A 776-nucleotide genomic window follows, 5' to 3' on the forward strand; every position below is an offset into this window, starting at 1 on the left:
CATCTCCGCCGCTGGCAACGTTTGTGATTTGTTTATTGCCCGCATTAATACCACTATTATTGATTACTACGTCACCTACGGTTACGCTATCGAAATTAGGGTTTTTGCTTACAGCTACGGTCAATTTCTTAGCAGCCGTATCGTATTCCACGATTGCATTGTCTTTTGCCGCAAATTCAAGCGTATCGCCAGCTTTGATTGGGCCTTCATTATTGCCGGCCTTTACTTTAAAGCCGGATTTTAGTTTTTCAACATCATCAGCACTAGCGATGTTATTGATTGTAACTGTGCTTGCCGGTGAAGTTGGATTAGCTTTATCCTCTACTTTAAGATCAACCTTGTTATTAGTTACTGTATAAGATCCATCTGCCGCAGCTGAGTTTTTAACTAGACGATAATCAGTCTTAGATGCATTGGCAACGGTAATAGCATCAGATACCTTCTTCAATTGGTCTTCTGTTGCCGCTCTACCATTTACAACTACCGGATTTTGTACATCCCAGTCACGGTTATCTAAACCGGTCACATAGCTCTTATGGTCTGTGGAATCAACACCCATTCTAGCTGTTCCCGCCGTTACGCTGTTCAAACCGGTCAAATCTTTGGCCAATTTCACATTTAATGAGCCATTTGAGGATACCACACCGATATTGTTATCCGACAAGTTCGTTGCTGCCGCACCGCCTTTAATATCCAATTGATCGCCCAATTGTTTATTGATGACAGTTGCATCATCACCCTTGAAGTTCAAACCTTTCGCAATAGTGGTGTTGATA

Annotated in this window: 1 pseudogene; it reads right to left on the reverse strand. The window is 42.1% G+C overall.

The features are described 5' to 3' along the window. Nucleotides 1–776: pseudogene (locus HMPREF1865_RS06160) on the reverse strand (hypothetical protein); the annotation flags it as partial.

The organism is Veillonella parvula, from assembly GCF_001553335.1.
GTDB lineage: Bacteria > Bacillota > Negativicutes > Veillonellales > Veillonellaceae > Veillonella > Veillonella parvula_S.